This is a genomic window from Pseudomonas sp. R45(2017), from assembly GCF_002112305.1.
In the GTDB taxonomy this organism is placed as follows: Bacteria; Pseudomonadota; Gammaproteobacteria; order Pseudomonadales; family Pseudomonadaceae; genus Aquipseudomonas; species Aquipseudomonas paraglycinae.
Genome location: NZ_NEHH01000003.1, coordinates 312,207 through 335,954, shown reverse-complemented (window position 1 = coordinate 335,954; position 23,748 = coordinate 312,207). Strand labels below are relative to the sequence as shown.

At 61.1% G+C, this 23,748-nt stretch carries 22 protein-coding genes; 14 read left to right on the top strand and 8 right to left on the bottom strand.

Going from position 1 to position 23,748, the window contains the following annotated elements; translation table 11 throughout:
- Position 1: 1 nt before the first annotated feature.
- Both CAF74_RS08755 and CAF74_RS08750 read right to left on the bottom strand, forming a co-directional pair.
- Positions 2 to 1,144: an HlyD family secretion protein gene (locus CAF74_RS08755; RefSeq protein WP_039767224.1), complete on the bottom strand. Its 1,143-nt coding sequence runs from the start codon at positions 1,142 to 1,144 to the stop codon at positions 2 to 4.
- Positions 1,141 to 2,796 (bottom strand): MFS transporter, encoded by a 1,656-nt coding sequence (locus CAF74_RS08750; protein WP_085746074.1) that lies wholly within the window; start codon positions 2,794 to 2,796, stop codon positions 1,141 to 1,143. The genes CAF74_RS08755 and CAF74_RS08750 overlap by 4 nt, the downstream gene beginning before the upstream one ends.
- A 210-nt stretch (positions 2,797 to 3,006) precedes the next feature.
- Between CAF74_RS08750 and CAF74_RS08745 the strand changes: the two genes are divergently transcribed.
- The 7 genes from CAF74_RS08745 (at position 3,007) to CAF74_RS08715 (ending at position 10,257) form a co-directional block, all read left to right on the top strand.
- Entirely contained in the window at positions 3,007 to 3,957 is a 951-nt protein-coding gene (locus CAF74_RS08745) for a polysaccharide deacetylase family protein (protein WP_085746073.1), read from the top strand.
- Between the two features lie 172 nt (positions 3,958 to 4,129).
- Positions 4,130 to 5,425 (top strand): OprD family porin, encoded by a 1,296-nt coding sequence (locus tag CAF74_RS08740; RefSeq protein ID WP_085746072.1) that lies wholly within the window; start codon positions 4,130 to 4,132, stop codon positions 5,423 to 5,425.
- A 149-nt stretch (positions 5,426 to 5,574) separates the two neighbouring features.
- Complete coding sequence (locus CAF74_RS08735) at positions 5,575 to 6,399, top strand: NAD(P)-dependent oxidoreductase (protein WP_085746071.1); 825 nt, start codon at positions 5,575 to 5,577, stop codon at positions 6,397 to 6,399.
- 46 nt (positions 6,400 to 6,445) lie between these two features.
- Positions 6,446 to 7,339 (top strand): SMP-30/gluconolactonase/LRE family protein, encoded by an 894-nt coding sequence (locus CAF74_RS08730; protein ID WP_085746070.1) that lies wholly within the window; start codon positions 6,446 to 6,448, stop codon positions 7,337 to 7,339.
- Positions 7,340 to 7,399: 60 nt separating this feature from the next.
- The gene (locus CAF74_RS08725) at positions 7,400 to 8,371 is read left to right on the top strand and encodes a TRAP transporter substrate-binding protein (RefSeq protein WP_085746069.1); all 972 of its coding nucleotides are present in this window, start codon (positions 7,400 to 7,402) and stop codon (positions 8,369 to 8,371) included.
- A 78-nt stretch (positions 8,372 to 8,449) separates the two neighbouring features.
- On the top strand, positions 8,450 to 8,977 hold the full coding sequence (locus CAF74_RS08720; RefSeq protein WP_085746068.1) for a TRAP transporter small permease: 528 nt from the start codon (positions 8,450 to 8,452) through the stop codon (positions 8,975 to 8,977).
- Positions 8,977 to 10,257, top strand: coding sequence for a TRAP transporter large permease (locus CAF74_RS08715; protein WP_085746067.1), 1,281 nt, complete (start codon positions 8,977 to 8,979; stop codon positions 10,255 to 10,257). Before CAF74_RS08720 ends, CAF74_RS08715 begins: the two co-directional genes overlap by 1 nt.
- A 47-nt stretch (positions 10,258 to 10,304) precedes the next feature.
- On the opposite strand, the gene CAF74_RS08710 is transcribed toward CAF74_RS08715, so the two are convergent.
- Genes CAF74_RS08710 through CAF74_RS08700 form a run of 3 tightly spaced genes read right to left on the bottom strand, consistent with a single transcriptional unit; the run spans position 10,305 to position 12,736 of the window.
- A complete protein-coding gene (locus CAF74_RS08710) occupies positions 10,305 to 11,105 on the bottom strand; it encodes a sulfite exporter TauE/SafE family protein (RefSeq protein ID WP_085746066.1) in 801 nt (266 codons plus the stop codon).
- A 9-nt stretch (positions 11,106 to 11,114) separates the two neighbouring features.
- Entirely contained in the window at positions 11,115 to 12,359 is a 1,245-nt protein-coding gene (locus CAF74_RS08705) for an FAD/NAD(P)-binding oxidoreductase (protein WP_085746065.1), read from the bottom strand.
- Positions 12,360 to 12,397: 38 nt separating this feature from the next.
- The gene (locus CAF74_RS08700; RefSeq protein WP_007952897.1) at positions 12,398 to 12,736 is read right to left on the bottom strand and encodes a helix-turn-helix transcriptional regulator; all 339 of its coding nucleotides are present in this window, start codon (positions 12,734 to 12,736) and stop codon (positions 12,398 to 12,400) included.
- Between the two features lie 98 nt (positions 12,737 to 12,834).
- Between CAF74_RS08700 and CAF74_RS08695 the strand changes: the two genes are divergently transcribed.
- On the top strand, positions 12,835 to 13,698 hold the full coding sequence (locus tag CAF74_RS08695; RefSeq protein ID WP_085746064.1) for an MBL fold metallo-hydrolase: 864 nt from the start codon (positions 12,835 to 12,837) through the stop codon (positions 13,696 to 13,698).
- A 127-nt stretch (positions 13,699 to 13,825) separates the two neighbouring features.
- On the top strand, positions 13,826 to 14,686 hold the full coding sequence (locus tag CAF74_RS08690; protein WP_085746063.1) for a tyrosinase family protein: 861 nt from the start codon (positions 13,826 to 13,828) through the stop codon (positions 14,684 to 14,686).
- A gap of 14 nt (positions 14,687 to 14,700) precedes the next feature.
- Here CAF74_RS08690 and bkdR read toward each other — a convergent pair whose 3' ends face one another.
- Complete coding sequence (bkdR, locus tag CAF74_RS08685; RefSeq protein ID WP_085602691.1) at positions 14,701 to 15,189, bottom strand: Bkd operon transcriptional regulator BkdR; 489 nt, start codon at positions 15,187 to 15,189, stop codon at positions 14,701 to 14,703.
- Positions 15,190 to 15,374: 185 nt separating this feature from the next.
- On the opposite strand from bkdR, the gene CAF74_RS08680 reads away from it, so the two are divergent.
- The 5 genes from CAF74_RS08680 to CAF74_RS08660 all read left to right on the top strand — a co-directional run bounded on the left by CAF74_RS08680 (position 15,375) and on the right by CAF74_RS08660 (position 21,508).
- Positions 15,375 to 16,610 carry a 3-methyl-2-oxobutanoate dehydrogenase (2-methylpropanoyl-transferring) subunit alpha gene (locus CAF74_RS08680; protein WP_007952906.1) on the top strand — a complete coding sequence of 412 codons (1,236 nt, stop codon included), beginning with the start codon at positions 15,375 to 15,377 and terminating at the stop codon, positions 16,608 to 16,610.
- Between the two features lies 1 nt (position 16,611).
- Complete coding sequence (locus tag CAF74_RS08675) at positions 16,612 to 17,670, top strand: alpha-ketoacid dehydrogenase subunit beta (RefSeq protein WP_003224000.1); 1,059 nt, start codon at positions 16,612 to 16,614, stop codon at positions 17,668 to 17,670.
- Positions 17,671 to 18,951, top strand: a complete 1,281-nt coding sequence (locus CAF74_RS08670; protein ID WP_085746062.1) for a dihydrolipoamide acetyltransferase family protein — start codon at positions 17,671 to 17,673, stop codon at positions 18,949 to 18,951. It begins immediately after the preceding gene.
- A 4-nt stretch (positions 18,952 to 18,955) separates the two neighbouring features.
- Positions 18,956 to 20,329, top strand: coding sequence for a dihydrolipoyl dehydrogenase (gene lpdA, locus CAF74_RS08665; protein ID WP_085746061.1), 1,374 nt, complete (start codon positions 18,956 to 18,958; stop codon positions 20,327 to 20,329).
- 159 nt (positions 20,330 to 20,488) lie between these two features.
- Entirely contained in the window at positions 20,489 to 21,508 is a 1,020-nt protein-coding gene (locus CAF74_RS08660; RefSeq protein ID WP_011334831.1) for a branched-chain amino acid aminotransferase, read from the top strand.
- Positions 21,509 to 21,560: 52 nt separating this feature from the next.
- On the opposite strand, the gene CAF74_RS08655 is transcribed toward CAF74_RS08660, so the two are convergent.
- Together CAF74_RS08655 and CAF74_RS08650 are read right to left on the bottom strand one after the other, a co-directional pair.
- On the bottom strand, positions 21,561 to 22,400 hold the full coding sequence (locus CAF74_RS08655; RefSeq protein WP_085746060.1) for a TIGR03915 family putative DNA repair protein: 840 nt from the start codon (positions 22,398 to 22,400) through the stop codon (positions 21,561 to 21,563).
- The gene (locus tag CAF74_RS08650) at positions 22,397 to 23,617 is read right to left on the bottom strand and encodes a putative DNA modification/repair radical SAM protein (protein ID WP_085746059.1); all 1,221 of its coding nucleotides are present in this window, start codon (positions 23,615 to 23,617) and stop codon (positions 22,397 to 22,399) included. Before CAF74_RS08650 ends, CAF74_RS08655 begins: the two co-directional genes overlap by 4 nt.
- Positions 23,618 to 23,748: the final 131 nt, after the last annotated feature.

Below are 23,748 nucleotides of genomic sequence, written 5' to 3'. Positions count from 1 at the left end.
GTCAGTGTTTCTGGGTGTCGCCCGCCGCCGTATCAATGCTGACCACCACCGACATCCCCGGCCGCAAACGCTCGCTCTCCTGCTGATCTGGATCGATGGTGATGCGCACCGGCACCCGCTGGGCGATTTTCACGAAGTTGCCGGTGGCGTTGTCGGCCTGCAACAACGCGAATTCGGAACCGGTGCCCGGCGAGATGTGCTGCACGTGGCCGGTGAATTTGCGGTGGTTCAAGGCATCGACGGTGAAGCTCGCCGGTTGCCCGACGCGCACATTGTCCATCTGGGTTTCCTTGAGGTTGGCGATCACCCATTTCTGGTTCGGCACCAGCGCCATCAACTGCGCCCCGGAGTTGACGTAGGCGCCGAGGCGCACGCCAATCTGCCCCAACTGACCGTCACGTGGAGCAATGATCCGAGTGTTGGACAAGTCGATCCGCGCCAGCTGCACCGCCGCCTCGGCGCTGGCCACCGCCGCTTCCAGAGAGCCGCGATTGACGATCACCGTTTGCAGATCCTGCCGGGCGATTTCCAGATTGGCCTTGGCCTGCGCCACCGCCGCAATGCTTTGGGCGTTGGCGGCCAGCGCCACGTCCATCTCGCGCTTGGACACGGAGCCGTCATTGACCAGCGCTTTGTTGCGTCGCAGATCCGCCTCGCTTTTGCGTAGCTGCGCTTCGCTGTCGGCCACCACCGCCTGACGTAACTTGATCGTCGCCTCGGCGCTGTTGCGCTGCTGCACCACGTTGGCCAGTGAAGCTTTCTGCACCGCCAGTTGTGCCAGCGACTGGTCGAGACGTTGCTGATAGATACGATCATCAAGACGCACCAGCAAATCCCCTTCCTTCACAAACTGGAAATCCTGCACCGGCACTTCAAACACATAACCGCTAAGCTGCGGACCGATGATCGTCACCTGCCCGCGCACCAAGGCGTTTTCGGTGGTCTCAACTGCGCTGCTGAACGGCGGTAGCTGCCAGGCGTAAAGCACGATCAGCACGCCGACGATGGCAATCGCGGCAAACCCCAGCGATGAGATGATCCGCACCCGCAACGAGCGCGGCTCGGTGTTCGGTGATGACGGCGGCGCCACACCTTCAGGGGTGGCGGCGATGGCATTGGTGGTCGTGGTAGTCGGTTCGGTCATGAAGAAGTGGCACCGCTGGAAGGTACGGAAGGTGTCGGGGCGACGGCTTTGGTGGTGCTGATCAGCCACAGCGCACGGATGGAAATCCAGATCATGGTCAGGATCGCGATCACCGCGATCAGCATGAACACATCGTTATAGGCCAGTACGTTGGCTTCGCGGGTGGCGGCGTTGGCCAGGCTGCGAATGCCCTGCAGATTGCGCAGACTCGGGTCGGCAATCACGGAGCCGACCGCCGACCCGCCGCTCTGCACCCGGGCGGCGACGCGGGGATCAGACATCACCAGTTGCTCGACGATGTGGCTGGAATGAAACTTCTCGCGCACGATCTGGAACGTCCCCAGCAACGCCGCGCCGATCAGACCGCCGAGGTTGTTGCAGATCCCGAACAACACCGAAAAACTCACGAGGTTGCGCGGGTTGGTCAGCACGTTGCGCGTGCCCAGCACCATGGTCGGGCCGAGGAAAAAGGTACTGCCGAACGCCAGCAGGAACTGGCTGAAATACAGGTTGCCGGGGCGGGTCAGGTTATTCGATGAGCTGTCCATGATCGAGCCGGTGGCCATCAACGCCAGCGAAATGATCAGCGGCATCAGCAGGTGTTTCGGGTCGATGGTCAGCGCACTGGTCAGCAGCCCGGCGACGCTTCCGATCAGCATCACCACATACAGGCTATGAAGCTGCTGGCTGCTCATGTTCAGGTTCTGCATGAAGCCCACGGCGCCGGTGGATTGCTCCGAGGTCACCATGCGAATCAGGATCACCGCCAGCGCCAGGCGGATCATCACCCCGCTGCCGAGCCAGCGGGTCATCAGCATCGGGTTGCTGCGGTTATGTTCGATGGCCAGCCCCGCGAGAATCAGCGCAATCGACGCGGCCAGGGCGATACCGATCCAGTCGGCTTCCAGCCACCAGTCGATCCGCCCCAAGGACAACACCGCGCACAACAGCGCGACGCCGCTGGCGAGGATCGCGAAGGTCAGGAAGTCGAGCGGTTCGAAGGTCTTGAACCGGTCACCCGGCGGAAGTTTGAGCATCAGGACGCAGCCCAGCGACAGCAACGCCATGCCCAACTCAAACAGGTACAGGCCGCGCCATTCGGCGATCTGCAGCAGGTCTTCGGAAAACAGTCGCGCCAGCGGCAAGGCCAGCTGTGAAGTGCCGAGGCCCAGCACCAGCGCTTTCATCCGCCATTTGGCCGGGAACGCCTGCACCATGTAATACAGGCCCAGCGAGCTCAACGCCGCGCCGACCATGCCGTGGGCCGCACGCACGGCGATCGCCGAATTCAGGTCATTGACGAACAGATGGCCGAAGGTCACCAGCGCATACAGCACCAGAAACACCTCGGTGAACGCGCGCAAGCCGAACTGCTGGCGAAACTTCACCAGCAGCAGGTTCATCGACACGTTGGTCATCACGTACGCCGCCGGTAGCCAGGCCATCTCCGCCGTGGTCGCCCCGAGCGCGCCTTGCAGGTAAGGCAGGTTGGCGACCACCAGCGCATTACCCAGCCCACCGGTCACCGCCACAAGCACGCCCACCAGCGCATAAGCCAGGCGCTTGGGGTTGGAATGCAGCGGCGTCGAGGGGGAACCGGGCAGACTGGGCTTCTCGTGCGGCTGCCAGTTGCGCGGGGCGTATTGGTTCATTGATTGGCCTTATACGGTGATGGCTTGAGTTTGCCGCAAAACTGCAGCCAAACACATATCCCTGTGGGAGCGAGCCTGCTCGCTCCCACCAGAAATTCGTGCATCGCAATTCGTAAATTTTGTTTAAAAGTCATCTCGCCCGCAGCGGATTTTTCCCGGGCTTGGCGAATGCCAACCTTGCTTCACTTCTCAACCTGCAAGGTGCCCGATATGACCACTCCCCGCTGGCAACGCTCCCCGCGTCTGCTGAAAAACCTGCTGGCCGCCACGCTGTTGCTGCCCGCCCTCGCCTTTGCCCAGGAACGCCCGTGGCCGGACGGCTCGCAACTGGTGATTTCGGTGTCGATGCAATTCGAAACCGGCGGCCAGCCCGAAGGCGCTGAAAGCCCGTTCTCCGGCACACCGCTGCCAAAAGGCTACCCGGACCTGCCGGCACAGACCTGGTTTGATTACGGCTACAAGGAAGGCCTGTGGCGCATGCTCGATCTGTGGGATCGCACCGGCATCAAAGTGACCTCCCACGTGGTCGGCGAAGCGGCGCTCAAGCACCCGGAACTGGCCAAGGCGATTGCCGAGCGCGGTCATGAACTGGCGGCCCACGGCATGCGCTGGGCCGATTCGTACAACATGAACTACGCCCAGGAAAAACAGTTCATCGGAGACGGTGTCGCAGCGGTGGAGAAAATCACCGGCCAGCGTTCAGTCGGCTACAACGCCAACTGGCTGCGCCGCAGCCCCAATACGCTGAAGGTGCTGCAGGATCTGAACTTCACCTATCACATCGACGACGTCAGCCGCGACGAGCCGTTCGTGACCATGGTCCGTGGGCGCAAATTCGCCGTGGTGCCGTACACCCTGCGCAACAACGACATCGTGCTGATCGAGGGCCGTCACTACTCCGCCGAGCAGTTCTATCAGCAACTGGTGCTGGAATTTGATCGCCTCTACGCCGAAGGCGCGAGCAAGCGGCGGATGATGTCGGTGAGCCTGCACGACCGTATTGGCGGCACGCCCGCGATGGTCGAGGCCATGGAGCGTTTTATCCGGTACGCCCAGTCGCATCCGAAGGTGAGTTTCATGCGCAAGGATCAGATCGCACAAATCGTGCTGACCGAAAAAAATCCACTGATCGATAACACGGAGGCGCTCTACAACCAATAAAGGCGGCCCGAAGCAGCCTTCCTCACAGCATTTGGAGGGCTGCTCGCTCACGGGAAGTCATCGTACGACGCCCTGTTGACTTTTCCGGAAAACCTCGCAAATATCCGCAACCATGTTGTACGACGACGTATGACAAATAATAAAAACAACAAATGAAACAGGGAGCGTCACAGTGAGCACATTCGTCTGCAATTCCGTCCGCACGTCCCGTTTTTCTATCCCCCGCCCGCATTCCACCTTGAGCCTGATCGGCTGCAGCAGTCTCGCCCTCGCCTTGCCGATGGGCGCCGACGCCGAAGGCTTCATCGAAGACAGCAAAGCCACCCTGAACCTGCGCAACGCCTACTTCAATCGCAACTTCGTCAACCCGAACTATCCGCAGGGCAAGGCTGAAGAATGGACGCAGAACTTCATCCTCGACGCCAAATCCGGTTTCACCCAAGGCACTGTCGGCTTCGGCCTGGACGTACTGGGGCTGTACTCGCAGAAGCTCGATGGCGGCAAAGGCACGGGCGGTACGCAGCTGCTGCCGATCCACGATGACGGGCGCCCGGCGGACAATTTCGGGCGTCTGGGTGTAGCGCTCAAGGCCAAGGTGTCGAAGACCGAATTGAAGGTGGGTGAATGGATGCCGGTGTTGCCCATCCTGCGCTCGGACGATGGTCGCTCCCTGCCCCAGACGTTTCGCGGCGGCCAGATCACCTCTACCGAAATCAATGGCCTGACCCTTTACGGTGGCCAGTTCCATGGCAACAGCCCGCGTAACGACGCGAGCATGGAAGACATGTCGATGAACGGCCGCGGCGCCTTCACCTCCGACCGTTTCAACTTCGGTGGCGGCGAATACACCTTCAACGACAAACGCACCCTTGTCGGTGTGTGGTACGCCGAACTCAGCGACATCTACCAGCAGCAGTACTTCAACCTCAGCCACAGCCAGCCGCTGGGCGACTGGACACTGGGCGCCAACCTCGGATTCTTCACCGGCAAGGAAGACGGCAGCGCCCAGGCCGGCGACCTCGACAACAAAACCGCATTCGCCATGCTCTCGGCCCGGTACGGCGGCAACACGTTCTACATCGGCTTGCAAAAGCTCAGCGGCGACGATGCCTGGATGCGCGTCAACGGCACCAGCGGCGGCACCCTGGCCAACGACAGCTACAACGCCAGTTACGACAACGCGCAGGAGCGTTCCTGGCAGATCCGCCACGACTACAACTTCGTGGTCCTCGGCGTCCCAGGGCTGACGCTGATGAACCGCTACATCAGCGGTGACAACGTGCACACCGGCACCATCACCGACGGCAAGGAATGGGGGCGCGAGTCGGAGCTGGCCTACACCGTGCAGAGCGGTCCGCTGAAAAACCTCAACGTCAAATGGCGCAACGCGACGATTCGCCGGGACTTCAGCACCAATGAATTCGATGAAAACCGGATCTTCATCAGTTACCCGATTTCGTTGTTGTAAACCCTGGCATGGGGTGAACGGAGGGTGAATCGGCCTTCCGTCACTTACACCGAAAGTCGCGTTGACAAGTTCCGGAAACCCTACCGATACTTCAGCGCAGTCATACGACAACCTACAACAAACCTAATAACAACGTGTAAGGGATTGCCATGACGTCCACCTCCACCGCCCCAACTCCGTTCAATCGCCTGCTGCTGACCGGCGCCGCCGGTGGCCTGGGCAAAGTCTTGCGCGAACGTCTGCGCCCCTACGCCAACGTACTGCGCCTGTCGGACATCGCTGCCCTCGCCCCGGCCATCGATGACCGCGAAGAAATCGTGCTCTGCGACCTCGCCGACAAAGCTGCCGTGCATCAGCTGGTCGAAGGCGTGGATGCGATCCTGCACTTCGGCGGTGTCTCGGTGGAGCGCCCCTTCGAAGAAATCCTCGGCGCCAACATCTGCGGCGTATTCCATATCTATGAAGCGGCACGCCGACACGGTGTGAAGCGGGTGATCTTCGCCAGCTCCAACCATGTCATCGGCTTCTACAAACAGGACGAACACCTCGACGCCAGCTCTGCTCGTCGCCCCGACGGCTACTACGGTCTGTCCAAGTCCTACGGCGAAGACATGGCCAGTTTCTACTTCGATCGCTATGGCATCGAAACCGTCAGCATCCGCATCGGCTCGTCGTTTCCCGAACCACAGAACCGCCGAATGATGCACACCTGGCTGAGCTTCGACGACCTCACTCAACTGCTCGAACGTTCGCTGTACACCCCCAACGTCGGCCACACCGTGGTTTATGGCATGTCCGCCAACAAGGACGTGTGGTGGGACAACCGCTTCGCCAGCCACCTCGGTTTCGAGGCCAAAGACACGTCCGAAGTGTTTCGCGACAAGGTCGAGGCGCAGCCGATGCCCGCCAGCGATGACCCGGCGCGGATCTATCAGGGCGGCGCCTTCGTTGCGGCCGGCCCGTTCGGCGATTGATCGCTGCGCTTGTCCGTCTCCAAAAGCACAAACCAAGGGAATGAGTATGCAAGCCGAATTGATCGTCGACGCCCGCAACGCGGTCGGTGAAAGCCCGGTCTGGGTGCCACAGGAAAACGCCTTGTACTGGGTCGATATCCCCAACGGTGGTCTGCAACGCTGGAGCGCCGACACTGGCCACGTCCATGCCTGGAAGACTCCCGAAATGCTTGCCTGCCTCGCCCGCCACAGCAAGGGCGGCTGGATGGCCGGTATGGAGAGCGGGTTCTTTCACTTGCAACCGCACAGCGATGGCAGCCTCGACAGCGAGCAACTGGCGAGCGTCGGACACAGCCGTCAGGACATGCGTCTGAACGACGGTCGCTGCGACCGTCAGGGCCGGTTCTGGGCCGGCAGCATGGTGCTGAACATGGGCCTGAATCTGCCCGAGGGCCGGCTCTATCGTTACGGTGCCGGGCAAACAGGCGTGATCGAGGCACAGCTTGCTGGCTTCATCGTGCCCAACGGTCTGGGCTTCAGCCCGGACGGCAAAACCATGTACCTGTCGGACTCGCACCCGAACGTGCAACTGATCTGGGCTTTCGATTACGACACCGAGACAGGCACACCCTCCAACCGCAGGGTGTTCGTGGACATGAACCATTTTTATGGCCGCCCCGACGGCGCAGCCGTGGATGCCGATGGCTGCTACTGGATCTGCGCCAACGACGTCGGCCTGATCCATCGTTTTACCCCCGACGGTCGCCTTGACCGCTCGCTGCAGGTACCGGTGAAAAAACCCACCATGTGCGCCTTCGGCGGCAGCCGGATGGACACCTTGTTCGTGACTTCGATTCGCCCCGGCGAGGACCAGGATCCGCAGTCCCTGGCCGGCGGCGTGTTCGCCCTCAACCCCGGCGTCAAAGGCCTGCCGGAGCCAATGTTCGACGATCTGCTGTAACCCGCCCTTGCTGCATTGCTGTGCCTTGAACACAAAAATAACAAGACTGGAGAACCCCTCATGGACTTCAAACGCACGTTGCTCGCCGCCGCTCTCCCCCTCGCGCTCACCTTCGGCAGCGCCGCCCATGCGCTGGAAATCAAATTCGCCGACATCCATCCCGTCGGTTATCCGACCGTGGTCGCTGAAGAACAGTTGGGCAAGACCCTGGTTGCCGAAAGTGACGGCAAGCTGACCTTCAAAATGTTTCCTGGCGGCGTGCTCGGCTCGGAAAAGGAAGTGGTCGAACAGGCTCAGGTCGGCGCCATCCAGATGGCCCGCGTCAGCCTCGGTATCGTCGGTCCGGTGGTGCCGGACGTGAACGTGTTCAACATGCCGTTCGTGTTCCGTGATCAGGCGCACATGCGCAAGATCATCGACGGTGAAATCGGTGACGAAATCCTCGACAAGATCACTCAATCCGAATTCAACCTCGTCGCTCTGGCGTGGATGGACGGCGGCACGCGCAATATCTACACCAAGAAACCGGTGCGCAGCCTTGAAGACCTCAAGGGCATGAAAATCCGTGTGCAGGGCAACCCGATGTTCATCGAAACCATCAACGCCATGGGTGGCAACGGGATCGCCATGGACACCGGCGAAATCTTCAGTGCCCTGCAGACCGGCGTCATCGACGGCGCGGAAAACAACCCACCGACCCTGCTTGAACACAACCACTACCAGAACGCCAAGTTCTACAGCCTGACCGGGCACCTGATCCTGCCCGAGCCCATCGTGATGTCGAAAATCACCTGGGAAAAACTCAGCCCCGATCAGCAGACCCTGGTGAAGAAAGCCGCCAAGGCTGCGCAGGCCCAAGAGCGCACCTTGTGGGATGCCAAGTCGGCCAGCAGTGAAGAGAAACTCAAGGCCGCCGGCGTCGAGTTCATCACCGTCGACAAGAAACCCTTCTACGAGGCCACCGCTTCGATCCGCGAAAAATACGGCGCGCCCTACGTCGACCTGATCAAACGCATCGAAGCCGTTCAGTAACCTCCCTGCCCTCAATACAAGGCCCGGCAGCGCTGGCGTCGCTCGACGCTCACGCCTGCCCGGTTACGGTGGAACCCGATGAAGAATTTGCTGCTGCGCATCAATGACCGGATTTACATGGCCTGCATCTGGGTCGCCGGTCTGTCGGTGCTGACCATTTCCCTGATCATTCCCTGGGGCGTGTTCGCCCGTTACGTCCTCGGCACCGGCTCAAGCTGGCCGGAGCCCACCGCCATCCTGCTGATGATGGTCTTCACCTTCATCGGTGCCGCCGCCAGCTATCGCGCCGGTGCGCACATGGCGGTGGCGATGGTCACCGACCGCCTGCAACCGAAGATGCGCCGAACCATGAGCATCGTTTCGCAAGTGCTCATGGGCACCATCTGCCTGTTCATGACCATCTGGGGCACCAAGCTGTGCCTGTCGACATGGAACCAGTTCATGAGCGCCCTGCCGACATTGCGGGTCGGCATCACCTACATGCCGATCCCCGTGGGTGGTGCGCTGACGCTGATTTTCGTGCTGGAAAAACTGTTGCTCGGCGATCAAAGCAATCGCCGCGTGGTGCGGTTCGACCTGGTTGAAGAAAACGAAGGGGCTGCCTGATGGACGCATTGATTCTGCTGGGCAGTTTTATCGCACTGATCCTGATCGGCATGCCGGTTGCCTATGCGCTCGGGTTGTCGGCGCTGATCGGCGCGTGGTGGATCGACATCCCGTTCCAGGCCTTGATGATTCAGGTGGCGGGCGGGGTGAACAAATTCTCGCTGCTGGCGATTCCGTTCTTCGTGCTGGCGGGCGCGATCATGGCCGAGGGCGGCATGTCGCGACGGCTGGTGGCGTTCGCCGGGGTGCTGGTGGGGTTCGTGCGGGGCGGCCTGTCGCTGGTCAACATCATGGCCTCGACCTTTTTCGGTGCGATTTCCGGCTCGTCGGTGGCCGATACCGCGTCGGTGGGTTCGGTACTGATCCCGGAAATGGAGCGCAAGGGCTATCCCCGGGACTTCTCCACGGCGGTGACCGTCAGTGGTTCGGTACAGGCCTTGCTGACCCCGCCGAGTCACAACTCGGTGCTCTACTCGCTGGCGGCTGGCGGCACCGTGTCCATCGCTTCGCTGTTCATGGCGGGTGTCGTGCCGGGCCTGCTGATGAGCGCGTGCCTGATGGTGCTGTGCCTGATTTTCGCGCGCAAACGCGACTATCCCAAAGGCGAAGTGATCCCGATGCGCGAAGCCTTGAAGATCTGCGGCGAAGCGCTGTGGGGGCTGATGGCGATGGTGATCATTCTCGGCGGGATTCTGTCGGGGATCTTCACGGCCACCGAGTCGGCGGCCATCGCCGTGCTGTGGTCGTTTTTCGTCACCATGTTCATCTACCGCGACTACAAATGGAGTGAGCTGCCGAAACTGATGCATCGCACGGTGCGCACCATTTCCATCGTGATGATCCTGATCGGCTTCGCCGCCAGCTTCGGCTACATCATGACCCTGATGCAGATCCCGGCGAAGATCACCACGCTGTTCCTGACCCTGTCCGACAACCGCTACATGATCCTGATGTGCATCAACGTCATGCTGCTGTTGCTCGGCACCGTGATGGACATGGCGCCGCTGATCCTGATCCTCACGCCGATCCTGATGCCGGTGATCCTCGGTATCGGCGTCGACCCGGTGCAGTTCGGCATGATCATGCTGGTCAACCTCGGTATCGGCCTGATAACGCCACCGGTGGGCGCCGTGCTGTTCGTGGGTTCGGCGGTGGGCAAGGTCAGTATCGAAAGTACGGTGAAGGCGCTGCTGCCGTTCTACGCCGTGCTGTTCCTGGTGCTGATGCTGGTGACCTACGTTCCAGCGCTGTCGCTGTGGTTACCGCATCTGGTGTTGTAACGCTAACGCTGTGGCGAGGGCGCCTGGTTCTCGCCACAGGTTTTGTCTCACGCACACAGCAACATGTAAGCGGCGACCACCAGACATACGCTGGCAAACCCCACCTGCAACGTCCTCGCCGGCACCCGCGCGCAGAGTTTGCGGCCGATGATCATGCCGACGATGCTGGCCACGATGAACGACGCGCCAAGATGATCGATCCGCACCCCGGCATGGAACGCGCCGATCACGCCGATGGCGGAAATCAGGCTGATGACCATCAAGGACGTGGCGACGATCCCGCGCATCTGCACATCGGTCAGTTGCTTGAACGCCGGCACGATCAGAAACCCGCCGCCAACCCCCAGCAACCCGGACACCACGCCGGTGACCGCGCCCAGTGCCGCGAGGGTCGCGGTGCATTTGGCGGTCCAGTCGAAACGGCCGGTCTGCTCATTGAGCATGCAGTTCTTCTGGCCCCAACTGGCGTGGCCATGATCGCTGGGTCCCTGCTGCTGGCGTTCGCGGCGCAGCATGCGCCACGCCACCATCACCATCAGCAGGCTGAACAGGATCATCAGGACCTTTTCCGGCAACTGATGGGCGAAGTAGATGCCCACCGGCGAAAACACCGCGCCGAGCGCCGCGATCAGTAGCGCCGCGCGATAACGCACCAGACCATGGCGCAAACCATCGATCGCGCCGACCGCCGCTGCGCTACCCACCGCAAACAACGCCACCGGCGCCGCCTGCGTCATCGTCCAGCCCAGCCCGAGCACCAGCGCCGGCACGGCGAGAATCCCGCCGCCGGCCCCGGTCATACCGAGGATCAATCCCATCACCACGCCAAACAGGCTTGCCAGCAACATAGAGTGTTCTCAGTCGATCCTGGACAGGCTTGTCAGCCATTCGCGGCCCTTGAGCATGCCGTTCCAGTAGAACCACGGCAGCAACGTCGCCTTCAGCCACCACGCGGAGCGGCGCGGCACGGTCGGGTCGAGGGGAAAGGTTGGCAGCAGTTTTCCGCCATAGCCGAACTCGGCGAGGATCACCTTGCCCTTCTCCACCGTCAGCGGGCAGGAACCGTAGCCGTCGTACTTCAACGGCAGCGCCAGTTCTTTGCGCACCGCCAGCAGGTTTTCCGCCACCACCACAACTTGCTTGCGCACTGCCGCGGCGGTTTTCGCATTGGTGGTGCCGCAGATATCGCCCAAGGCAAACACTTCGGGATAGCGCGGGTGTTGCAGGGTGTGCGGGTTGACCTCGCACCAGCCGGCGGCATCGGCCAGCGGACTTTGCGCGATGAAGTCCGGTGAAACCTGCGGCGGAACGACGTGCAGCAGATCGAAAGTCTTGGCCTGGCGGGTGACGTTACCCTCCGCATCCTTGACGTCGAACCAGGCGGTTTTCGCCGGGCCGTCGACCTTCACCAGATTCGAATTGAACGCCAGCCGCGCGTTGTATTTGTCGATGTACTTCATCAGCGGCGGCACAAAGGTCGGCACACCGAATAACGCAGCTCCGGCCAGATTGAACTCGACCTCGACCTTGCTCAGCACGTTGCGCTTGAGCCAGTGATCGCAGGACAAGTACAGCGCCTTTTGCGGCGCGCCGGCACACTTGATCGGAATCGGCGGCTGGGTGAACAGCGCTTTGCCGCCGCTCAGTTTCTGCACCTGATCCCAGGTGTATTGCGCGTGCTGATAGCTGTAGTTGGAGGTGACGCCGTGCTGGCCGAGGCTGTCCTGCAAGCCTTCGATCTTCTCCCACGCCAGGCGCAGGCCGGGGCAGACGATCAGGTTCTGATAAATGACCGTGCGTTGATCGTTGAGGGTGAGACGGCGCTGGTCGGGGTCGATGCCGGTCACGGCTGCCTGAATCCAGGTGGCCTGACGCGGCATCACCTTGTTCATCGGTCGGGCGGTGTCTTTGGCATCAAAGGCGCCACCGCCGACCAGCGTCCACGCCGGCTGGTAGTAATGCAGGGTGCTCGGCTCGATCACCGTGATTTTCAGGCCGGGATCGCGCTTGAGCAGGCTCGCGACAAAACCGATGCCGGCAGTGCCGCCGCCGATGACCACGATGTCCGCACTGATGGATGGGCCCCAGTGTTGATCGTTCATTGTTTGTTCCTTATGGCTGCACGCAAGGATAGCCGGGTCTATTGCGCCCAGCTTTTGAGCACGGCTCCGCAGTAGAGTCCGGAAAGGGTTTTCATCACCTGGATCACTTCGTGACTGGCGAGACCGTAAAAAATGTACTTGCCTTCACGACGGGTCGCGACCAGCCCTTCATCGCGCAGGATGCCCAGTTGCTGGGACAGGGTCGGCTGACGCACGCCGGTCATTTTCTCCAGCTCGCCGACGTTGCGCTCGCCCTGGGTCAGCTGGCACAGGATCAGCAGCCGATCCTCGTTGGCCAGGGCCTTGAGCAGCGAACAGGCCTTGGAGGCCGAGGCCCTCAGCTGGGCGACTTCACATTCGGTCAGACTGGATTGCATTTGCAGGATGCCTTCAACGTCACTTAAGCTGCGGACATTATGTGTTTACATAAAGTGTTGCAACCTGACTTTTCACCTTCCTGCACAGGACCGCGTACATGCCCGCGCTGATTGAAGCTTTCCTCGACCCCGCCTCTTCGACCTACAGCTACGTGGTCTACGAGGCCGACGGCGGGCAGTGCGCAATCGTCGATCCGGTGCTTGATTACGACGGCGCCGCCGGCCGCACCTGCACGGCTCAGGCGGACAAGATCATCGCCTTCGTGCACGCCCATAACCTCCAAGTGCAGTGGCTGCTGGAAACCCACGCCCACGCCGATCACTTGTCCGCCGCGCCGTACCTGCGCCGGGAACTGGGCGGGAAAATCGCGATTGGCGAATCGATCAGCAAAGTGCAGAACGTGTTCAAGGCGCTGTTCAACCTGGAACCGGAATTTCGCGTCGACGGCTCGCAGTTCGATCACCTGTTCGCGCCGAACGAGTCGTTCCGGATCGGCAATCTCAAGGCCACCGCCCTGCACGTTCCCGGCCACACCCCGGCGGACATGGCTTACCTGATCGAAGGCGAGCAGATCCTGGTAGGCGACACGCTGTTCATGCCCGACGTCGGCACCGCCCGTTGCGACTTCCCCGGCGGTAACGCGCATCAGCTGTTCAATTCGATTCACAAGCTGCTGGCCTTCCCCGCCAGCGTGAAGCTCTACGTCTGCCACGACTACCCGCCGCAAGGTCGCGACTCGCAGTGCCAGACCACCGTGGGTGAACAGCGCAAAAGTAATATCCACGTGCATGACGGCGTCAACGAAGCCGCGTTTGTCGAGATGCGCACCAAGCGCGATGCAGGGTTGGGCATGCCGACGCTGTTGCTGCCGGCGATTCAGGTGAATGTGCGCGCAGGAAATTTGCCGCCGGCGGAAGGCAATGGCGTTGTCTACCTGAAGATTCCGATCAACTCCGTGTAAGAAAAAATCATTGAAGTAACCGGAAACAAGGGGATTCGTACCTGTCACGTCGGATCCCATGAACTGGGCGTAATCTCGGCCGACAGGCAGACTTCATGGGGTAATCAACCCATGGAGATTTGGCAATATGGATATTCGCCGTAACCATCGCGACCTGACGCCGGAACAGAAGCACGCCTTCGTAAATGCCATTCTGATACTGAAAAACCAGACGCCCAGCGTGCTGCGCCCGGGCCAGCAGAGTCGCTACGATGACTTTGTACAGATCCACAAGAATTCCATGGGACGAGGTAACCCGATCTTCCCCAACCCCCATGGAACCCCTTTATTTTTTCCCTGGCATCGCGTCCTGATTCGCCAGTTCGAGCTTGAACTGCAAGCCGCCGCAGACAACCCGACCATCACGCTGCCGTACTGGAACTGGAGCATGAATGGTGCGGATGACCCCTTTACTGACGATTTCATGGGCAGAGACGGCGACCCGACGCAAAACCAGCGGGTAACCATTGGCCCGTTTGCCCTCGAGCGTCGTTTATTCGGCATAAAGGTCTGGGATGGTGAGACAGGAGATCCTGGCTTGCGGCGCAACTTCGGAGCAGGCCCCTCACCGCTCCCCTCTGCGCTGGATGTCGAAACCTTATTGAACAGAACGCCCTACTGGCTCGAACCGACCGGATGGGAAAATCTGACGGAAATGATGCACAACGATGTGCATGCCTGGGTTGGAGGCAACATGGGCGAAGCCTCCTCTCCCAACGATCCGTTGTTCTTCTTGCACCACTGTTATCTCGACTTTCTCTGGGAGCGCTGGAAGCGCAAACACCCGACCGAGCCGGTGATCGCATTTCCCGAGAACGCACCACACGGGATGCTCGGTTCAACGCTGATGTTCAATCCGGACAATGAACCTGCGCCCTGGCTTCAGCCTTTCAGGGTGGAACAGACCTTGAACACGGCAAGTCTGGATTACGGCTATGCCGATCTCTGATCAGGGCTGAGCACTCAGCTCCCGAGGATCAGGCCATTGGCCGGTAATGGCAGTGCCGTTTTGTAGCGCACCTGCTTGAGGGCAAAGCTTGACCGGATGTTCGCCACACCGGGGACTTTGGTCAGAAAGTCCATCATGAAGCGTTCAAGCGCCTGAATGGTCGGCACCAGCACGCGGATCAGATAATCCGGGTCGCCGGCCATCAGGTAGCACTCCATGACTTCGGGGCGGTCGGAAATCGCCTCTTCGAAATGCTGCAGCGCTTCCTCTACCTGTTTCTCGAGACTGACGTGGATGAACACGTTGACGTGCAGCCCCAGCAGGTCGGCATCCAGCAGGGTCACCTGCTCGCGGATCAGCCCCAGCTCTTCCATTGCCTTGACCCGGTTGAAGCACGGCGTCGGCGACAGATTGACCGAACGGGCCAGGTCGGCGTTGGTGATGCGCGCGTTCTCCTGAAGGCTGTTGAGAATGCCGATGTCGGTACGGTCCAGTTTGCGCATGAGACAAAACCACCTGTTTTTTATGTTTATGCAGAATTTCTATCTGCAAATGATCTTCAGCGCAACGAAACAGAGAGAAATATTCTTCTTGCCCGGGCCTATGATTGTTGTAGGACAAGATTTCTTTTATCGAAGAATGACTGCCAGCTCACTACAAGAAATTCACAAGATCGAGCGTAGAAGCCATGACCCAAGCGTATGAACCGCTGCGTCTGCACGTCCCTGAACCCTCGGGCCGCCCAGGCTGCAAAACCGATTTCTCCTACCTGCATCTGACCGATGCGGGCACGGTGCGTAAACCTTCCATCGACGTTGAACCGGCCGACACTGCCGACCTGGCTCGTGGCCTGATCCGCGTGCTCGACGACCAGGGCAACGCTCTCGGCCCGTGGGCTGAAAACGTGCCGGTCGAGATCCTGCGCAAAGGCATGCGCGCCATGCTCAAGACCCGGATCTACGACAACCGCATGGTGGTCGCCCAGCGTCAGAAAAAAATGTCGTTCTACATGCAGAGCCTTGGCGAAGAAGCCATCGGCAGCGCCCAGGCCCTGGCCTTGAACATCGACGACATGTGCTTCCCGACCTACCGCCAGCAAAGCATTCTGATGGCTCGCGACGTACCGCTGGTCGACCTGATCTGCCAACTGCTGTCCAACGAGCGCGATCCGCTCAAGGGCCGTCAACTGCCGATCATGTACTCGGTCAAGGACGCAGGCTTCTTCACCATTTCCGGCAACCTCGCCACTCAGTTCATTCAAGGCGTGGGCTGGGGCATGGCCTCGGCGATCAAGGGCGACACCAAAATCGCCTCCGCCTGGATCGGCGATGGTGCCACCGCCGAATCGGACTTCCACACCGCCCTCACCTTCGCCCACGTTTATCGTGCGCCGGTGATCCTCAATGTGGTCAACAACCAGTGGGCGATCTCGACCTTCCAGGCCATCGCCGGTGGTGAAGCCACCACCTTCGCCGGACGCGGCGTCGGTTGCGGCATCGCTTCCCTGCGGGTCGATGGCAACGATTTCTACGCGGTCTACGCCGCCTCCGCCTGGGCTGCAGAACGCGCTCGCCGCAACCTCGGCCCGACCATGATCGAATGGGTCACCTACCGCGCCGGCCCACACTCGACTTCCGACGATCCGTCCAAATACCGTCCTGCCGACGACTGGAGCCACTTCCCGCTGGGCGACCCGATCGCCCGCCTGAAACAGCACCTGATCAAGGTCGGCCACTGGTCGGAAGAAGAGCACGCCGCCGTAAGCGCCGAGCTTGAAGCCGAAGTGATCGCTGCACAGAAACAGGCCGAACAGTACGGCACCCTCGCCGGCGGCCAGATTCCAAGCGCCGCGACCATGTTCGAAGACGTCTACAAAGAGATGCCTGAGCACTTGAAGCGCCAGCGTCAGCAGTTGGGGATCTGACATGAACGATCACAACAACAATATTCAGTTGGAAACCGCCATGACCACGACCACCATGACCATGATCCAAGCCCTGCGCTCGGCCATGGATGTGATGCTTGAGCGTGACGACAACGTTGTGGTGTTCGGCCAGGACGTCGGCTACTTCGGCGGCGTATTCCGTTGCACCGAAGGCCTGCAGACCAAGTACGGCACCTCGCGGGTGTTCGATGCGCCGATTTCCGAGAGCGGCATCGTCGGTGTCGCCGTTGGCATGGGCGCTTATGGTTTGCGTCCGGTCGCCGAGATTCAGTTCGCCGACTACGTGTACCCGGCGTCCGACCAGATTATTTCCGAAGCCGCCCGTCTGCGTTATCGCTCGGCCGGCGAGTTCACCGCCCCGATGACCCTGCGCATGCCCTGCGGCGGCGGCATCTACGGCGGCCAGACCCACAGCCAGAGCATCGAGGCGATGTTCACTCAGGTCTGCGGTCTGCGCACGGTCATGCCTTCCAACCCGTATGACGCCAAAGGCCTGCTGATCGCCTCCATCGAAAACGATGATCCGGTGATCTTCCTCGAGCCGAAACGCCTGTACAACGGCCCGTTCGACGGCCATCACGACCGCCCGGTAACCCCGTGGTCGAAACACCCGCAAGCTCAGGTGCCGGACGGTTACTACACCGTGCCGCTGGACGTTGCCGCCATCACCCGTCCGGGCAAGGACGTGACCGTACTGACCTACGGCACCACCGTTTACGTATCGCAAGTTGCGGCCGAAGAATCCGGCGTTGACGCTGAAGTCATCGACCTGCGCAGCCTGTGGCCGCTGGACCTGGAAACCATCGTCAAATCCGTGAAGAAAACCGGCCGTTGCGTGGTGGTTCACGAAGCCACCCGCACCTGCGGTTTCGGCGCCGAACTGGTGTCGCTGGTGCAAGAGCATTGCTTCCACCACCTGGAAGCGCCGATCGAACGCGTCACCGGTTGGGACACCCCCTACCCGCACGCGCAGGAGTGGGCGTATTTCCCTGGGCCGTCCCGAGTGGGCGCGGCGCTGAAACGGGTCATGGAGGTCTGAATGGGCACGCACGTTATCAAGATGCCGGACATCGGCGAAGGCATCGCAGAAGTAGAACTGTCGCAGTGGCACGTCAAGGTCGGCGATCTGGTCGTTGAAGATCAGGTGCTGGCGGATGTGATGACCGACAAGGCAATGGTCGACATTCCGTCGCCAGTCCACGGCAAGGTGATTGCGCTGGGCGGTCAGCCGGGTGAAGTGATGGCGGTCGGCAGTATTCTGATCAGCATCGAGGTTGAAGGCGCAGGCAATCTGAAGGAGTCGGACAAACCGGCACCTGTGGCGGCGAAAGAAACTCCAGTCGCAACCAAAGTTGAAGCTGTCGTTGAAAGCAAACCTGCTCCCGCCGCACCACGTCCGGCAGCTGCCGTTTGCCAGGGTCCGATGGTTGCTCGCCAAGCCGATGAGCGTCCGCTGGCCTCGCCGGCCGTGCGCAAGCATGCGCTGGACCTGGGCATTCAATTGCGTCTGGTGCGCGGTTCCGGCCCGGCCGGTCGCGTGTTGCACGAAGACCTCGACGCCTATCTGGCGCAAGGTCAGTCGAAAGCTTCGGCGCCGGTCGCCGCCGCGTACACCCAGCGCAACGATGAAGAGCAGATTCAGGTTATCGGCATGCGCCGCAAGATTGCCCAGCGCATGCAGGACGCCACTCAGCGTGCCGCGCACTTCAGTTATGTCGAGGAAATCGACGTCACCGCGATTGAAGAGCTGCGTGCCCACCTAAACGAAAAACACGGCGCGAGTCGTGGCAAGCTGACCTTGCTGCCGTTCCTCGTGCGCGCACTGGTCGTCGCCCTGCGCGACTTCCCGCAAATGAACGCCCGTTACGACGACGAAGCCCAGGTCATCACCCGCCTCGGCGCGGTGCATGTCGGCGTCGCTACCCAAAGCGATGTCGGCCTGATGGTGCCGGTGGTGCGTCACGCCGAAGCGCGCAGCCTCTGGGACAGCGCGGCGGAAATCTCCCGCCTCGCCACCGCCGCCCGCAACGGCAAAGCCAGCCGCGATGAACTCTCCGGCTCGACCATCACCCTGACTAGCCTCGGCGCCCTCGGCGGCATCGTCAGCACCCCGGTGCTGAATCTGCCGGAAGTGGCGATCGTCGGCGTCAACAAAATCGTCGAACGCCCGATGGTCGTCAAAGGCCAAGTGGTGATCCGCAAGATGATGAACCTCTCCAGCTCCTTCGATCACCGCGTGGTCGACGGCATGGACGCGGCGCTCTTCATCCAGGCCATTCGTGGCTTGCTCGAACAACCCGCGACCCTGTTTGTGGAGTGATGGCATGCAAACTCTGAACACCACGCTGCTGATCATCGGCGGCGGCCCCGGCGGTTACGTGACGGCCATTCGCGCCGGGCAACTGGGCATTCCGACCATTCTGGTCGAGGGCGAATCGCTGGGCGGCACCTGCCTGAACATCGGCTGCATTCCGTCAAAAGCACTGATTCATGTGGCCGAACAGTTTCACCAGACTCAGCATCACAACCAGCATTCGGCACTGGGCATCAGCGTTTCGGCGCCGACCCTCGACATCACCAAGAGCGTCGAATGGAAGGACGGCATCGTTGATCGCCTGACCACCGGCGTCGCCGCGTTGCTAAAGAAGAACAAGGTTCAGGTCATCAATGGCTGGGCCAAGGTCATCGACGGCAAGACCGTGGAAGTCGGCGACACCCGCATCCAGTGCGAACACCTGGTGCTAGCCACCGGTTCGAAAAGCGTCAATCTGCCGATCCTGCCGATTGGCGGGCCGATCATATCGTCCACCGAGGCGCTGGCGCCGAAGTCGGTGCCGAAACGCCTGATCGTGGTGGGCGGTGGTTACATCGGTCTGGAATTGGGGATTGCCTATCGCAAGCTCGGCGCCGAGGTCAGTGTGGTCGAGGCGCAGGATCGGATCCTGCCGGCCTACGACGCCGAACTGACCCAACCAGTGCACGACGCGCTGAAGCAACTGGGCGTGAAGCTGTACCTCAAGCACAGCGTGCTGGGCTTCGACGGCACGTTGCAGGTGCGCGATCCGAACGGCGACACCCTGAACCTGGAAACCGATCAGGTGCTGGTGGCCGTTGGTCGCAAACCCAATACCCAGGGCTGGAACCTTGAAGCGTTGAACCTGGACATGAACGGCTCGGCGATCAAGATCGACAGCCGCTGCCAGACCAGCATGCGCAACGTCTACGCCATCGGCGACCTGAGCGGCGAGCCGATGCTGGCCCACCGCGCCATGGCTCAGGGCGAGATGGTTGCCGAGCTGATCAGCGGCAAGACCCGCGAATTCAACTCGACCGCCATTGCTGCCGTGTGCTTCACCGACCCGGAGCTGGTGGTCGTCGGCAAGACCCCGGACGAGGCCAAGGCGGCGGGACTTGACTGCATCGTGTCGAACTTCCCGTTCGCGGCCAATGGCCGGGCGATGACGCTGGAATCGAAAACCGGCTTCGTGCGGGTGGTCGCCCGTCGGGACAATCATGTGATTGTCGGCTGGCAGGCGGTGGGTGTCGGGGTATCGGAATTGTCGACTGCGTTCGCGCAAAGCCTGGAAATGGGCGCGCGACTGGAAGACATCGGCGGCACCATCCATGCGCACCCGACCCTGGGCGAAGCGGTGCAGGAAGCGGCGTTGCGTGCCCTCGGCCACGCGTTGCACCTGTAACGCTCGGTCGCAGATCGTTCCCACGCTCCGCGTGGGAACGATCAAAGGCAGAGATTTCGGGCTGCGAAACCGCTCAAGAATGAAGTATTGTTGTGCCCATCCAAAAAAACGTCAGAAGCCTTGAACCGCTTCGGCGGTTGTTCAGTGATAGAGGGTGTCATGGGTAACGAAAGCATCAACTGGGACAAGCTGGGTTTTGACTACATCAAGACCGACAAACGCTATCTGTCGTACTTTCGCAATGGCGAGTGGGACAAAGGCACCCTGACCGAAGACAACGTGCTGCACATCAGCGAAGGCTCCACTGCCCTTCACTATGGCCAGCAATGCTTCGAAGGCCTGAAGGCCTATCGTTGCAAGGACGGCTCGATCAACCTGTTCCGTCCGGACCAGAACGCCGCGCGCATGCAGCGCAGCTGCGCCCGCCTGCTGATGCCGCATGTGTCCACCGAGCAGTTCATCGAAGCGTGCAAGGAAGTGGTTCGCGCCAACGAGCGCTTCATCCCGCCTTACGGCACCGGCGGCGCGCTGTACCTGCGCCCGTTCGTGATCGGCGTGGGTGACAACATCGGCGTGCGTACCGCACCGGAGTTCATCTTCTCGGTGTTCGCGATCCCGGTCGGTGCCTACTTCAAGGGCGGCCTGACCCCGCACAACTTCCAGATCTCCACCTTCGACCGCGCCGCGCCACAAGGCACCGGTGCCGCCAAGGTCGGTGGCAACTACGCCGCCAGCCTGATGCCGGGCTCCCAGGCCAAAAAAGCGCACTTCGCTGACGCCATCTACCTGGATCCGCTGACCCACAAGAAGATCGAGGAAGTCGGTTCGGCCAACTTCTTCGGGATCACCCACGACAACAAGTTCGTGACCCCGAACTCGCCCTCGGTACTGCCGGGTATCACCCGTCTGTCGCTGATCGAACTGGCCAAGTCCCGTCTGGGCCTGGAAGTGGTCGAAGGCGACGTGTTCATCGACAAGCTGTCGGACTTCAAGGAAGCCGGTGCCTGCGGTACTGCGGCGGTGATCACCCCAATCGGCGGCATCAGCTACAACGACCACCTGCACGTGTTCCACAGCGAAACCGAAGTCGGCCCTGTGACCCAGAAGCTCTACAAAGAGCTGACCGGCGTACAGACTGGCGACGTCGAAGCGCCAGCAGGCTGGATCGTCAAGGTTTGACCTGACGGCCAGATGCACAAAAGCCCCCATCGAGTGATCGATGGGGGCTTTTTCATTCGCCTCGCTCGCTGGCCTTCATGGCAATCCGCTTGCCCGCGCGACCGGCAATCCCGCTCGCCTGTCCGTTCTGCTGCTTGCCCATTCGCGCCTGGGTAATCAATCCGGGAATCAGCTCTCCTTCCGGCAGGTTCTTCCAGAACCGCGTCGGCAGATGCCCCTGCATGACTTTCTCGTTCAAACGCGCCGGGTTGAAGATGTGGCTGTAGTACGTCAGCCACAAGTCACCGTGGGGATCGTCGACGTTCTGCGCCAGTTGCTGCCACTCCAGCGGACACTGACGTTCATGGATCAGTTGTGCACCATCGTAATAAACCCCGTCGCGGGGCGTGGCGATCAGCCAGCGATGCCGGCCCATGCGCCCGATAAAGTGTTCGCTGGCGCTGTGCAGAATGTCGTGGGCCGGTTCGTGCCATGCGACGTATTGCGGGCCCGGCAGCTCTGGCGGGCGCTCGATGAAACGCACGAACGCATGCAGATGATGGGCTTCGCGCTGCACCTGCTTGATCCGCCGCTGCAACTCGCTGCCCAGCTTGTCGCCGGCCATCATTGCCGTGCGGTCACCGTGGCTGACTCGCCACAGCACTTCATACAGCAGACTCCAGCGTTGATCGCCCCGGTAACGAGATGCTTGTTCCAGGGTGTCGAGCAACGCACGCGGAATCCGTGCCTGAAACGGCCCCTGCCCTTCGGGCACTGACACGTCACTGGCAAACAGATCACTTACCCCTTCCGACGCCCAGCTCACCAGACTCGGATCGATTTCATGGCTGAGCAGCCAGCGCGCCTGTTGGCGCCAGGTGTCGAACAGGTCGTCGCAGTCGAGGTTGATCATCCCCACAGCCCCATCTGTTGCGGCATTGGTCGGTCGCGCAATTGCTGATAAAGCATCTGGCTGGTGACTTCCGCCTGCTGAGGGTGGTAATCGCTGGTGATGATGAACGGCTTGGCCTTGGCCAGCACACAGCGCATGCGCGCCACGTCTTCGTAGCGAATGCGCCGCTGCCGACGCAGTTCCACCAGACGTTCGGTGGTGCGCAAGCCGATGCCGGGAATGCGTGAAATCAACGCCGGTTCGGCGCGATTGAGGTCCAGCGGAAACACCTCGCGATTCTGCAGCGCCCAAGCCAGTTTCGGGTTGATGTCCAACGCCAGATTGCCCGGCCCCTGAAGCAACTCACCGGCGGTATAGCCATAACCGCGCAACAGAAAATCCGCCTGATACAAGCGGTGCTCGCGCATCAGCGGCGGTGCGGCCAGCGGCACGCTTTTCGGGCTGTCGGGAATCGGGCTGAAGGCCGAGTAATAGACCCGGCGCAGACGGAAGTTGCCGTAAAGCGCCTGCGCGCTGTGCAGGATGGTGCTGTCGTCGGTGTCATCGGCACCGACGATCATCTGCGTGCTCTGCCCGGCCGGGGCGAACTTCGGAGCGCGGGGTTCGTTGAGCACGGTCTGCACACCGGTGTAGATGGTGTTCATCGCCTGCTTGATCGAGCCGATGTGCTTCTCCGGCGCGAGAGTTTGCAGGCTGGCATCGGTGGGCAATTCGATGTTGACGCTCAAACGGTCAGCATAACGCCCGGCCTCTTCGATCAACGCAGGATCCGCATCAGGGATGGTCTTGAGATGAATGTAGCCACGGAACTCATGCTCTTCGCGCAGCAGCTTGGCGACGCGCACCAGTTGCTCCATGGTGTAGTCCGCCGAACGAATGATCCCCGAGCTGAGAAACAACCCGCTGACGCAATTGCGCCGGTAGAAATCCAGGGTCAGCGTCACCACTTCCTCGGGCGTGAAACGCGCACGCGGCACGTCACTGGAGCGCCGGTTGACGCAGTATTGGCAGTCGTAGAGACAAAAGTTGGTCAGCAGAATCTTGAGCAGCGACACGCAACGCCCGTCCGGCGTGTAGCTGTGGCAGATGCCCATGCCATCGGTCGAACCCAGCCCGCTCTTGCCCTCGGAACTGCGCTTGGGCGCGCCACTGCTCGCACAAGAAGCGTCGTACTTGGCGGCGTCGGCGAGGATGCTGAGCTTGTCGATGATTTGCATGGCACGGACTCGATACTGTTCGCATATACAGTATAGACAGCGATTGGCTCACACAAGGTGCAATGCCGCTCTTCGTCGGAATGTCGCACCGCAGCAGTCAGGTCAATTTGACTCAGCAGCAGTCAGATTGA

Coding starts and splice junctions, on each gene's coding strand:
- CAF74_RS08700 (WP_007952897.1), bottom strand. CDS start 12,736: ATGCAATCCAGTCTGACCGAATGTGAAGTCGCCCAGCTGAGGGCCTCG.
- CAF74_RS08730 (WP_085746070.1), top strand. CDS start 6,446: ATGCAAGCCGAATTGATCGTCGACGCCCGCAACGCGGTCGGTGAAAGC.
- bkdR (WP_085602691.1), bottom strand. CDS start 15,189: ATGCGCAAACTGGACCGTACCGACATCGGCATTCTCAACAGCCTTCAG.
- CAF74_RS08720 (WP_085746068.1), top strand. CDS start 8,450: ATGAAGAATTTGCTGCTGCGCATCAATGACCGGATTTACATGGCCTGC.
- CAF74_RS08695 (WP_085746064.1), top strand. CDS start 12,835: ATGCCCGCGCTGATTGAAGCTTTCCTCGACCCCGCCTCTTCGACCTAC.
- CAF74_RS08755 (WP_039767224.1), bottom strand. CDS start 1,144: ATGACCGAACCGACTACCACGACCACCAATGCCATCGCCGCCACCCCT.
- CAF74_RS08750 (WP_085746074.1), bottom strand. CDS start 2,796: ATGAACCAATACGCCCCGCGCAACTGGCAGCCGCACGAGAAGCCCAGT.
- CAF74_RS08675 (WP_003224000.1), top strand. CDS start 16,612: ATGAACGATCACAACAACAATATTCAGTTGGAAACCGCCATGACCACG.
- CAF74_RS08715 (WP_085746067.1), top strand. CDS start 8,977: ATGGACGCATTGATTCTGCTGGGCAGTTTTATCGCACTGATCCTGATC.
- CAF74_RS08655 (WP_085746060.1), bottom strand. CDS start 22,400: ATGATCAACCTCGACTGCGACGACCTGTTCGACACCTGGCGCCAACAG.
- CAF74_RS08650 (WP_085746059.1), bottom strand. CDS start 23,617: ATGCAAATCATCGACAAGCTCAGCATCCTCGCCGACGCCGCCAAGTAC.
- lpdA (WP_085746061.1), top strand. CDS start 18,956: ATGCAAACTCTGAACACCACGCTGCTGATCATCGGCGGCGGCCCCGGC.
- CAF74_RS08660 (WP_011334831.1), top strand. CDS start 20,489: ATGGGTAACGAAAGCATCAACTGGGACAAGCTGGGTTTTGACTACATC.
- CAF74_RS08690 (WP_085746063.1), top strand. CDS start 13,826: ATGGATATTCGCCGTAACCATCGCGACCTGACGCCGGAACAGAAGCAC.
- CAF74_RS08705 (WP_085746065.1), bottom strand. CDS start 12,359: ATGAACGATCAACACTGGGGCCCATCCATCAGTGCGGACATCGTGGTC.
- CAF74_RS08670 (WP_085746062.1), top strand. CDS start 17,671: ATGGGCACGCACGTTATCAAGATGCCGGACATCGGCGAAGGCATCGCA.
- CAF74_RS08735 (WP_085746071.1), top strand. CDS start 5,575: ATGACGTCCACCTCCACCGCCCCAACTCCGTTCAATCGCCTGCTGCTG.
- CAF74_RS08745 (WP_085746073.1), top strand. CDS start 3,007: ATGACCACTCCCCGCTGGCAACGCTCCCCGCGTCTGCTGAAAAACCTG.
- CAF74_RS08680 (WP_007952906.1), top strand. CDS start 15,375: ATGACCCAAGCGTATGAACCGCTGCGTCTGCACGTCCCTGAACCCTCG.
- CAF74_RS08725 (WP_085746069.1), top strand. CDS start 7,400: ATGGACTTCAAACGCACGTTGCTCGCCGCCGCTCTCCCCCTCGCGCTC.
- CAF74_RS08710 (WP_085746066.1), bottom strand. CDS start 11,105: ATGTTGCTGGCAAGCCTGTTTGGCGTGGTGATGGGATTGATCCTCGGT.